Here is an 11,495-nt window from a genome sequence, read left to right as displayed (position 1 = left end):
ATCACCGCAGCGTCCGGCCCGCCAGCCGAGCCGGGGCCCGTCAACCCCGAGCCAACAACCCCGAGGCAGTCCCCGAGCCATCAGCCCCGAGGCCGTCCCCGCCCCGTCAGTCCCGGTCAGCCCCAGCCTCAGGCCAGGCGCACGAGCCAGTTGTTCTTGTCTTCGAGGCGACCGTACTGGATTCCGAGCAGCGTCTTGCGCAGCTCCATGGTCTTCTCGCCAGCGGCTTCGCCGTGGTCGATGGTGAAGTCTTCACTGACGAGCTTGGCGATCGGTGTGATGACCGCGGCGGTGCCGCACGCGAAAGCTTCGACGATCTCACCGCTGGCCGCACCCTCGCGCCATTCCTCGACGGAGATCTGGCGCTCTTCGGGCTCGAGCCCGAGCTGCGGTGCCAGCTCGAGCAGCGAACGACGGGTGACGCCGTCGAGGATCGAGTCGCTCAGTTCCGGAGTGAGCAGCTTGCCGCTCTTCGTCACGAGCATGAGGTTCATTCCACCGAGCTCGTCGATGTACTTATTCTCCACCGAATCGGTGAACAGCACCTGCTGGCAGCCGTTGGCCGCCGCCTCGTTGGTCGCGACCAGAGAAGAGGCGTAGTTGCCGCCGCACTTGGCGAAACCGGTGCCGCCGGCTCCGGCGCGCTTGAGCTTGGGAGAGAGCCAGATCGACACGGGCTTGATGCCGCCGGAGAAGTACGGTCCGGCAGGGGACGCGATGACGTAGTAGTCGACTTCGTGGCTGGCCCGCACGCCGAGGAACCGCTCCGTCGCGATCATGAAGGGACGCAGGTACAGGCTCGACTCGTCGGCGTCCGACTCCGGCGTCGGAACCCAGACCTGATCCTGGGCGACGAGGGTCTTGAGCGAGTTGACGAAGTCCTCTTCGCTCAGCTGCGGCAGAGCGAGACGCTCGGCTGACTTGTTGATGCGCGCGGCGTTGCGCTCGGGACGGAAGGTCCAGACCGAGCCGTCAGCATGACGGTAGGCCTTGAGCCCTTCGAAGATCTCCTGAGCGTAGTGCAGCACAGCGGCCGCCGGGTCGAGGACGAGCGGACCGTAGGGCTTGACCTCGTGCCCCTGCCAACCGTCATCGACCGTGTATCGGATGTGCGCCATATGGTCGGTGAAGTACTGGCCGAAACCGGGATCCTTCTTGATGTTCTCGCGGACCAGCTCGGGTTGCGGCTGGAGATTCTTAAGAACGGTGAAATCAGTCATGGGAGCTCTCTTCTCATTGTGATGAGTGACACTGTCAGGGTAGTCCATCACCCCGGCACGAGTCGCGCCGGGGTGATGTCCGCTTCGTCCCGCGGTCGGGATGATCGCCACTTCGCCGAGGTGGTTGTGAAGTCACACTCCCGCCCTTGCCCAGGTGGCCGTGAAGTCAGACGCACGCCTTCGCCGAGGCAACCGTGAAGTCACGTGCCGACCGTCGCCGACGACGTGGTGAGGGCTCAGCCGAGCCGTGCCGCGATCGCGTCCCCCACCTCGGTGGTGGAGCGCTTCGTTCCGTCGCGATCGGCGAGGTCGGCTTCGACGGCGACCTCGATCGACTTCGCTACGGTCTCGAGCCCGAGGTGAGAGGCCATGAGTGCACCAGAGAGGATCGATGCCGTCGGGTCCGCGATCTGCTGTCCGGCGATATCCGGTGCCGATCCGTGGATGGGCTCGAAGAGGCTTGGCGCGGTGCCTTCGACGTTGAGGTTGCCCGAGGCGGCCAACCCGATTCCGCCGGTGACTGCGGCGGCGAGGTCGGTGAGGATGTCGCCGAAGAGGTTGTCGGTGACGATGACGTCGTAACGGCTCGGGTCCGTGACCATGTAGATCGTGCAGGCATCCGTGTGCTCGTAGTTGACGGCCACCTCGGGGTACTCCTGCCCGACCTTCTCGACGACGCGGCGCCACAGGTGTCCGGCGTGGACCATGACATTGTGCTTGTGGACGTACGTGAGCTTCTTGTTCCGGGCCTGCGCGCGAGCGAAGGCGTCGCGGACGGCGCGCTCGACTCCGTACCAGGTGTTGACCGAGACCTCGGTCGCGACCTCCTGCGGGGTATCGGTGCGCACGGAGCCGCCCGAACCCGTATAGGAGCCTTCGGTTCCCTCGCGGACGACGACGAAATCGATCTTCCCGGGCGCCGCCAGCGGGCTGGTCACCCCGGCGAACAGCTTCGAGGGACGCAGATTCACCGCATGGCCGAGCCCGAAGCGCATCTTGAGGATGACTCCGCGCTCGAGCACGCCCGAGGGCACGGACGGATCTCCGCAGGCGCCGAAGAAGATGGCGTCATGGTCCCGCAGCGACTCGAGCTCCTCATCGGTGAGCGTCTCACCCGTCTCATGCCAGCGCTGCGCGCCGACCGTGTAGTCGGTGAGCTCGAGCTCGACGGGCTCTCCCGCGACTTCGATGGCACGCTGGAGGACTTTGAGGCCTTCGGGGACGACCTCGTTGCCGATTCCATCTCCGGGCATGACTGCGATTGAGAACTTCATGCTCACAGAATAAGACTTCATCTCACCATTCAACTCCCCTGTCCTATAATGTGGACAGTCGTCTGCGCCGACGCAATGGCGCGGGGGTGCAGCGACGTTCGCGCCCGACCCCCGTGTGCCACCATGAACAAATTCACGTCTCAATCCCTGCTGTCGGCTACACATCTGCGCCGGCAGCGACGAAGATGGACATAGCACCCCAAACCCCGTGGGGGCCGCCAGTTCCCAGCCCCGAGAGAAAGTCGATCATTGACCGAAACCATCCGCAATGCCCGTGCCGCAGCTCTGCCCGCCAAGCTCTCCCGGTCCTGGCTGCTCGTCAACGCTGCCAAAGAGGAGAGCTTCACTCCCGCGCAGACCTCGGAAGCGGATTCCGTCATCTTCGACCTCGAGGCTTCCGTCGCCGAAGACAAGAAGCTCGACGCCCGCGACAATGTCGTACGCGCCCTCGAGAACGGAATGTCCGCCTGGGTGCGCATCAACAAGATGGAATCCGAGTTCTGGGATGACGACCTCGCCGCGATCGCGATGCTCCCCGGCCTGCGCGGAGTGATGCTGCCGGAGACCGAACGCCCCGAGCAGGTGTCCTACACTGCGATGCGCGCAAAGGCAGGCCTGCCCGTGCTCGCGCTCCTCGAATCCGCACGCGGAGTCGAGAACGCCACCCGAATCGCCGAGGCGCCCGGCACTTTCCGGCTCGCGTTCGGCACCAATGACTTCCGCAAGGACACCGGCTTCTCCGGTGATCCCATGGCCCTGGCCTACGCACGATCGCGCCTGACCATCGCCTCCCGTATGGGTGGCCTGCCCGGCCCCATCGACGGCCCGTCGGCCGCCGATGCCGATGCCGAGAAGGTCTGGTCCGACGCCGAGATCACCCACATGATGGGCATGACCGGCAAACTCGTGCTCAGCATCGACCAGGTCAACACCCTCAACGAGGCGATGAGCCCGAGCGAGGACGAACGTGACTGGGCCCGGCAGATGCTCGAAGCCGCGGAGGGCGGATCCGAGATCACCGACGGCTCCTACCTCCCGCGCCTGGCCCGCGCGAAGAAGATCGCTTCGCTGGCCGACACCTACGGCCTCTGGAACGCTTGAGCAGGCAGCCCAGCTGGCTGCTGTGGTCGACGCTGCCGGCCGTCCTGCTCGTCATCGCCTTCGGCTTGTGGCTGCGCCTCGACCACATCGGCCCCACTCCGGTCGATCAGTCCTGGCTCGGATTCGTCGGCCTCGACCACGGCTCCGTCCCGTACTGGGTCGCCGTCGTCCTCGCTGAAGTCGGCGGCGGCACCGGTGTCGTCATCTGCACCGGGCTGCTCACAGCACTCTTCGCTCTGCTTCGACGGTGGAGATCCGCTGCCTTCCTGGCCACAACGATGCTCGCCGGCATCGCCACCTCGGAGATCCTCAAAGCCATCGTCACGCGACTGCGCCCGAGCGATCAGCTCTACGAGTCCCTCGGATTCTCCTACCCTTCGGGGCACTCGATGGGAGCCGCCGCCCTGGCGATGAGCCTGGCGATCATCGCCTCCCGTGCTCACGAACAGCGCAGGGAAGCGCGACGCGCACACGCACAATGCGCGGATGCCGACCGTGCTCACGAACAGCAGATGAGGGCTCCGGCACCGAGGCTGCGCTTCCATTGGTCGTTCATCGCCGCGGGCGTCTGGATCCTGACGATGATGTGGTCACGCACCGCTCTCCAGGTCCACTGGCTCACCGATACTCTCGCCGGAGCACTCATCGGCATCGCCGTTGCCGTACTCGCCGATGAGTTCTGGACTCTGCTGAGACGAAGGACCCGCTCACCCCGCTTCGCTCTGTGGCTGGCGGGATGAACGGGCCCTGATACGGACGCTTCGGTGAGTCAGTCCTCCTGCAGCGACACCGCGGTGAACGTCGATGCATTCACGGCCCCGGCGACGGCCTTGACGACCTCGTCGGAGACGACCGAGTCGACTGCGAGCACAGACAGCGCCTCATTGCTCGTCGACGCGGGCGAGACCTGCATACCGGCGATGTTGACGCTGTTGGCCCCGAGCGCCAGACCCAGCTGACCGATGATGCCCGGCCGATCCTCATAGCGGAAGATCAGCAGGTTGTCGGTCAGCTCGATCTCGAGCGAGTAGCCGTCGACCTCGGTGAGCTTCTGCACGAGTTTCGGTCCGGTCACGGTGCCCGCCACGGAGATCCGCTGTCCTGTGCTCGTCGTCGCCGTGAGTCGAGTGATATTGCGGAACGACTCGCAGTAGGGATCGGTAACGAGCTCGACGCCGATTCCGCGCTCCTCGGCCAGCAGCGGTGCATTGACGTAGGAGACCTGGTCGGACACGACGTCCTTGAACAGGCCCTTGAGAGCGGAGAGCTTGAGGACGGAGACGTCCTTGTCCGCGATCTCACCGTTGACCTCGACCTTGAAGTGCGTGACCGAGGAGTCGGCCAGCGCATTGACGACCCGGCCGAGACGCTCAGCCAGCGGGATGCCCGGGCGCACATCCTCGTGGATGGCACCGCCGGCGACGTTGACCGCATCGGGCACGAGCTCGCCGGCCAGGGCCTTGCGCACGGACTTCGCGACGGCCACTCCGGCCTTCTCCTGTGCTTCATGCGTCGAGGCACCCAGATGCGGGGTGACGTTGACGGAGTCGAGCTCCATGAGTGCCGAATGCTCCGGCGGCTCGGTGTTCCACACGTCGATGCCGGCACCGCCGACCTCACCGGCCGCGATCGCCGAGGCGAGTGCCTCCTCGTCGATGATGCCGCCGCGGGCGACGTTGATGAACCGGGCACCGGGCTTCGCGGCCTTGAGCTCCTCGGTGCTGATCATGCCGATCGTCTCAGGTGTCTTGGGCATGTGCACGGTGACGAAGTCGGACACGGCGAGCAGGCCGGGCAGGTCGACGACCTCGACGCCCATCTGCGCGGCACGGGCCTGCGTGATGTAGGGGTCGTAGCCGACGAGACGCATGCCGAACGACTTCGCGCGCTCGGCGACGAGTCCGCCGATGCGACCGAGTCCGACGATGCCCAGCGTCTTCTCGTAGAGCTCGACGCCGGTGTACTTCTTCCGGTTCCACTCCCCCGCCTTGAGTGAGGTGTTGCCGGCGCCGAAGTAGCGTGCGGATCCCAGGATGTGGGCCATGGTCAATTCGGCAGCCGAGACGATGTTCGACGTCGGTGCGTTGACGACCATGACACCCGCCGAGGTGGCAGCCGGGACATCGACATTGTCGAGTCCGACGCCGGCGCGGGCGATGACCTTGAGATTCTTCGCCGCCGCGATCGCTTCGGCATCGACCTGCGTGGCCGAGCGGACGAGGATCGCATCGGCATCGGCGATGGCGGGAAGGAGCTGGGAACGGTCAGCACCCTCGGTGTGGCGGATATCGAAGTCTCCTCCGAGAGCTTCGATGGTGGCCGGCGACAGTTCTTCGGCGATGAGCACGACGGGTTTGGGCACTGATTTCCTCCTGGTGGTGCATCCGGGACGTGTCCATCTTATGAGACTTCGCGAATGCGCTCACAAGGTCTCAGATTCTGGGAAAATCGCTCAACAGACCGGGCCCTCAGAAACCGTTCGGCGAATACGGTGCCCGACCGAGGCTGAACATCGCGCTGGCGAGCACGGCAGCCCCCGGAGTCTTCTCATCGAGGCGCCCAGCGCGGGAGAGGATGACCGGATCGGCCCCGCCGAAGTACAGGGAGCCGAGCTCGGCGATGCCCAGCCCGAGGTCTGCAGGCGTCGAATCCGAGGCGGGTGTCACCTCGGCGCTCTGCCCGTCCGAAGTGATGGTGAACCGTCCCCCGGTCAGGTCGAGCGAATCGTCGACATCGATCGTCAGGGTCCCGGGCACGTACCAGGGTCGGGCCTCCAATGCGGCCTTGACGTCGAGGATGCGGATCCAGATGTTGTCTTCGGTCGCTACGGTCTTCACGCGTCGCGAATCGGTGAGCAGCCACGGCAGCGGAGAGTATTCGGCGGACTCGGCGAAGGTCACCCGCGTCGAGAGGTCGATCGCGGCGAGGAATGACCACAGGGAGGCGTACGCGGCATCGGTGACGGCCACGAAATCGATGATGTCGACGGTCGGCGGGGTCTTCGACCAACCGGCGAACTTGTAGGAGACATAGCCGTCGGGCTCGCCCTGCTCATCGAAGTGCAGTGCCGCGCGGACTCCGCGGTCCTCTTCCCCGGTCTCGACATTGAGCGCACCGGTGGCGCGCTCGATGTAGGTCTGCTGGCGCTCCATGGCTCCGGGCGAGCTCCGCATGAATTCGCCGTAGATCTTCGGAGCCAGCTCCCGCAGCTCACTGGGCAGGCACATCTCCACCCGCCGGTCGGGTTCGCGGACCATCTTGAACCCGGGCGAGGTGTCGACCTCGATCGAATGCGACCACGTGGCCACACCGAAGCCGAATCGGGAGTAGATTCCGCCCTCGGTCGCCGTCAGCGCGGCGAACGGATAGCCGTTGGCCTTCGCCTCGGCGAGGTCGGTGGTCATCAGCGTGCGGAGCAGTCCGCGCCGCCGATGGGTTGGGCGCACCGTGATCCACGTGATGAGGTGGCCGGGCACGAGGCGTCCCCCGCCGACGTTGACGAGCTTCTCGAACCACGCGAACGTCGCCACCGGGATCGCGGAGTCGAGCCCATGGGCGAACTCCTGATCAGCGTAGACGGCCGTGAGGTTGCGCCCATCGGCGATCGCCCGCTTGACCCGATTGAGCAGGGCCGCATCGGTCGACCGCGGGTCGTGGAAGCCCACGCTCGTCGACGCGAAATAGCCTTTCGTGCGCTCATCGGGCTCGCCGGTGGACTCGTCGATGGTCGGTTTGAAGTCTTCGAATCTGTAGTTCGTCACCCCTCCACAGTAATCGAGATCACCTCCCCGTGCCGCCGAAGGCGTGAGAAACGGCAGAACCTGAGCAGAGAACCGTCGAACAGCTCGCCACCTCGGCGAGGCGGATCCATCGGGCACACCATGACCCGGCAACTCGTCTCCGCACCTGCGCCGGCACACGACGAAGCCCCGGACACCTGTTGGTGTTCGGGGCTTCTCTCACCTCATCCGGCGGTGCTCAAGCACCGCCGCCTCGGCGAGGGGACTCAGCGAGCGGCAGTGCCCTCGGTGTAGTCGTCGTCGCTGTCCTTGAGCCATGCGAACATCTTGCGCAGCTCGCGACCGGTGGACTCGATCGGGTGCTGCTCTTCCTTCGCACGCAGCTCGTTGAACTCCGGTGCACCGTTCTTCTGGTCGTTCATGAAGCGCTCGGCGAACTTGCCGTTCTGGATGTCGTCGAGGACGCCCTTCATGTTCTCCTTCACCTCGGGGGTGATGACCCGCGGGCCGGAGACGTAGTCACCGTACTCAGCGGTGTCGGAGCAGGACCAGCGCTGCTTGGCGATGCCGCCCTCGACCATCAGGTCGACGATGAGCTTGAGCTCGTGGAGGACCTCGAAGTAGGCGATCTCGGGCTGGTAGCCGGCCTCGGTCAGGGTCTCGAAGCCGTACTGCACGAGGTGCGAGACTCCGCCGCAGAGCACGGTCTGCTCACCGAACAGGTCGGTCTCGGTCTCCTCGGTGAAGGTCGTCTTGATGCCGCCGGCGCGCAGGCCGCCGATGGCCTTGGCGTAGGACAGGACGGTGTCCCAGGCCTTGCCGGAAGCGTCGACCTCAACGGCGACGAGGACGGGCACACCGCGTCCGTCGACGAACTCACGACGCACGACGTGGCCGGGGCCCTTCGGGGCGACCATGATGACGTCGACACCCTCGGGAGCCTGGATGTAGTCGTAGCGGATGTTGAAGCCGTGGATGAACACGAGCGTCTTGCCGGGAGCCAGCTGATCCTTGATCTCGCTGTTGTAGATCTCGGCCTGCACCTGGTCGGGTGCGGCGATGGTGATTACATCGGCCCATGCGGCCACCTCGGCGGGGGTGCCGACCTCGAGGCCTTCGGCAGCGGCCTTGTCGCGGCTGGCCGAGCCCTCCTTGAGGCCGATGCGGACCTCGGCGCCCGAGTCGCGCAGGCTCAGCGAGTGCGCGTGGCCCTGGCTGCCGTACCCGATGACGGCGACCTTCTTGCCCTGGATGACGGACAGGTCGGCATCATCATCGTAAAAGCGTTCTGCTGCCATAGTTCTAGCTCCTTAGGATTACGGGGTGATGTCCCCATTGTTTCACAGTTCGGTACTGATGTTCATTTATTGAGATGACGGACGTTCCACCAAATGGAACGCGAATACCTCACCGAGGCGGCCGCCCGGGCGGGCCCGGACGGGGTGCGCGGTCGGTCAGCCGCGCAGGGCGCGGTCGGTGATCGACTTCGCCCCGCGTCCGATCGCCACGGTGCCCGACTGCACGATCTCCTTGATCCCGAAGGGCTCGAGGACCTCACGCAGCGCCTCGACCTTGCCGAGCTCACCGGTGGCTTCGACGCTGACCGACTCCGGACCGACATCGACGATCTTCGCGCGGAACATCTCGACCGCCGAGGCGACCTGCGGGCGGGTCGCGGCGTTGGCCTTGACCTTGTAGATCACATGGGCCCGCCGCACCGAGGTCTCGGGCTCGAGTTCGACGATCTTGATGACGTTGACGAGCTTGTTCAGCTGCTTGGTCACCTGCTCCAGCGGCACATCGTTGACGTCGACGACGACGGTGATGCGGGAGAGTTCGTCGCGCTCGGTCACACCGACGGCGAGGCTGTGGATGTTGAAGCCGCGCCGGGCGATGAGTCCGGTGAACCGGGTGAGCACACCCGGCTTGTTCTCGACCAGGACTGAGAGTGTGTGCCGGTTGTTCATTCCAGGCCTCCTTCGATCTGAGCCACGGAACGCACCGTGCCGTCTTCCTGCTCCCCGGCCTCGGCGATGGCCGCTTCGGCCTCCTCTTCGCCCTCACCGTCGAATTCCGGGCGGATGCCGCGGGCGTATTCGATCTCGTCGTTCGACACACCGGCCGCGACCATCGGCCACACCATCGCATCCGCCGGAACCGTGAAGTCGAGGACGACGGGCCGGTCGTTGATCGACAGAGCCTTCTCGATCGCCGCATCGACATCCTCGTTGCGGTCGACGCGCAGCGCCTCGCAGCCGTAGGACTCGGCGAGCTTGGCGAAATCGGGGATCCGGATCGTCTCATGCCCGGTGTTGAGATCGGTGTTCGAGTATCGGCCGTCGTAGAACAGGGTCTGCCACTGGCGGACCATCCCCAGCGAGGAGTTGTTGATGATCGCGACCTTGATCGGGATGTTGTTGAGCGCGCAGGTCGCGAGCTCCTGATTCGTCATCTGGAAGCATCCGTCGCCGTCGATGGCCCACACAACTCGGTCGGGCTGGGCGACCTTCGCGCCCATGGCCGCGGGCACGGAGTAGCCCATGGTGCCGAGTCCGCCGGAGTTCAGCCAGGACTTCGGGCGTTCGAACTCGACGAACTGCGCCGCCCACATCTGGTGCTGGCCCACGCCTGCGGCATAGACCGCCTCGGGGCCGGTGAGCGCAGAGATCCGCGAGATGACGTACTGCGGATCGCACAGTTCACCGTGACGCTCGTAGCCGAGCGGATAGGTCTGCTTGAGACGATTGAGGAAACGCCACCAGGGTTCGCGCTGACGTTCGAGCGCCTTGGGGAACTTGCTGCGCATCTCCGAGAGCATCTCGGCGAGCACCTCGCGGGCGTCCCCGACGATCGCGACGTCGACGTCACGGTTCTTCCCGATCTCGGCCGGGTCGATATCGGCGTGGATGACCTGCGCCTCCGGAGCGAAGGAGTCGAGCTTACCGGTCACCCGGTCGTCGAAGCGGGCGCCGATGGCGATGAGCAGATCGGCCTTCTGGAATGCGGTCACCGCAGGCACGCTGCCGTGCATTCCGGGCATGCCCAGGTGCAACTGGTGCGAGTCGGGGAAGGCGCCGCGGGCCATGAGCGTGGTGACCACGGGAATGTTCGTCGCCTCGGCCAGGCGCAGCAGCTCCTTCTCCGCTTCCGAGCGGATGACTCCGCCGCCGATGTAGAACACCGGACGCTGGGCTTCGGAGATCAGCCGTACGGCCTCGCGGATCTGCTTGGCGTGCGGTTTGAGGATCGGACGGTAGCCGGGCAGCACGGGCTCATCGGGCCACTCGAACGGTGCGGTGCCCGTCTGCGCGTCCTTCGTGATGTCGACGAGGACGGGGCCGGGCCGGCCGGTGGTGGCGATGTGATGAGCGTTGAGCAGCGCAGTCGGAATGTCCTCGGCCTTGGTGACGAGGAAGCTGTGCTTGGTCACCGGCATCGTCATTCCGACGATGTCGGCCTCCTGGAAGGCGTCGGTGCCGAGCAGGCTCGAAGCCTGCTGACCGGTGATCGCGAGCATCGGCACGGAGTCCATATGCGCATCGGCGAGCGCCGTGATGAGGTTCGTCGCACCCGGGCCCGAGGTCGCGATGCACACGCCGAGCTTGCCCGACGCGGCCGCATACCCTTCGGCCGCATGGCCGGCGCCCTGCTCGTGGCGGACGAGGATGTGGCGGATCTTGTCGGTCTCGAACAGCGGGTCATAGGTGGGAAGGATGGTTCCGCCGGGAAGCCCGAACACCGTGTCGACCTCAAGCTTCTCGAGGCTGCGGACGATCGCCTGCGCACCGGTGAGGACCTCCGGTCCGGTGTTGCGACGAATGCTGGACGGTGTGGCGGTGACCGGCGTGGCCGCGGGGGGATTCCCCGTGGGCTTCGCGGTCGAGGGCTTGGCTGCCATCGATTCCTATCCTTCCTAGGTGTCCTTCTCGTCTCCACATGAAAAAAGCCCCTCCGGTTTCGGTAGGGGCGCGCGGAACGTGTCGTCTTGACAGGCTACGGAAGATCCGCGCGCTGATGAATAACGACGACAAGAAGGTGAGTCATGCCTCAATAGTTCACCTCGCCCAGTGGGGGTGTCAAACCTCGCAATCTTTTGTCTTGCCCAATGAGACGCGTTCCGGTTGGCAGGTGAGACAGTGCGCAGGACCTCTGCCCTTCCG

General features: G+C 65.5%; 9 protein-coding genes. 2 read left to right on the top strand and 7 right to left on the bottom strand.

Annotated elements, in window-relative coordinates:
- Window positions 1–128 precede the first annotated feature (128 nt).
- Entirely contained in the window at window positions 129–1,220 is a 1,092-nt protein-coding gene (locus tag ACQE2J_RS07190; protein ID WP_135539548.1) for a branched-chain amino acid aminotransferase, read from the bottom strand.
- A 236-nt stretch (window positions 1,221–1,456) separates the two neighbouring features.
- Window positions 1,457–2,494 carry a 3-isopropylmalate dehydrogenase gene (locus tag ACQE2J_RS07185; RefSeq protein ID WP_135539550.1) on the bottom strand — a complete coding sequence of 346 codons (1,038 nt, stop codon included), beginning with the start codon at window positions 2,492–2,494 and terminating at the stop codon, window positions 1,457–1,459.
- Between the two features lie 249 nt (window positions 2,495–2,743).
- Between ACQE2J_RS07185 and ACQE2J_RS07180 the strand changes: the two genes are divergently transcribed.
- Window positions 2,744–3,595 carry an HpcH/HpaI aldolase/citrate lyase family protein gene (locus ACQE2J_RS07180; protein ID WP_135539552.1) on the top strand — a complete coding sequence of 284 codons (852 nt, stop codon included), beginning with the start codon at window positions 2,744–2,746 and terminating at the stop codon, window positions 3,593–3,595.
- Window positions 3,592–4,335 (top strand): phosphatase PAP2 family protein, encoded by a 744-nt coding sequence (locus ACQE2J_RS07175; protein ID WP_135539554.1) that lies wholly within the window; start codon window positions 3,592–3,594, stop codon window positions 4,333–4,335. Before ACQE2J_RS07180 ends, ACQE2J_RS07175 begins: the two co-directional genes overlap by 4 nt.
- 29 nt (window positions 4,336–4,364) lie before the next feature.
- On the opposite strand, the gene serA is transcribed toward ACQE2J_RS07175, so the two are convergent.
- The 5 genes from serA to ACQE2J_RS07150 form a co-directional block, all read right to left on the bottom strand.
- Window positions 4,365–5,957, bottom strand: a complete 1,593-nt coding sequence (serA, locus tag ACQE2J_RS07170; RefSeq protein ID WP_135539556.1) for a phosphoglycerate dehydrogenase — start codon at window positions 5,955–5,957, stop codon at window positions 4,365–4,367.
- Window positions 5,958–6,063: 106 nt separating this feature from the next.
- Entirely contained in the window at window positions 6,064–7,356 is a 1,293-nt protein-coding gene (locus ACQE2J_RS07165; protein ID WP_135539558.1) for a GNAT family N-acetyltransferase, read from the bottom strand.
- A gap of 245 nt (window positions 7,357–7,601) precedes the next feature.
- On the bottom strand, window positions 7,602–8,633 hold the full coding sequence (gene ilvC, locus ACQE2J_RS07160; RefSeq protein WP_135539560.1) for a ketol-acid reductoisomerase: 1,032 nt from the start codon (window positions 8,631–8,633) through the stop codon (window positions 7,602–7,604).
- 156 nt (window positions 8,634–8,789) lie between these two features.
- Window positions 8,790–9,302: an acetolactate synthase small subunit gene (ilvN, locus tag ACQE2J_RS07155; RefSeq protein WP_135539562.1), complete on the bottom strand. Its 513-nt coding sequence runs from the start codon at window positions 9,300–9,302 to the stop codon at window positions 8,790–8,792.
- The gene (locus ACQE2J_RS07150) at window positions 9,299–11,233 is read right to left on the bottom strand and encodes an acetolactate synthase large subunit (protein WP_426937371.1); all 1,935 of its coding nucleotides are present in this window, start codon (window positions 11,231–11,233) and stop codon (window positions 9,299–9,301) included. Before ACQE2J_RS07150 ends, ilvN begins: the two co-directional genes overlap by 4 nt.
- Between the last annotated feature and the right edge of the window lie 262 nt (window positions 11,234–11,495).

The sequence above is a fragment of the Brevibacterium sp. LE-L genome (genome assembly GCF_050214925.1).
Lineage (GTDB): Bacteria > Actinomycetota > Actinomycetes > Actinomycetales > Brevibacteriaceae > Brevibacterium.
The sequence above is the reverse complement of the archived record's forward strand: the minus strand, read 5'-3'. Positions and strand labels throughout refer to the sequence as shown.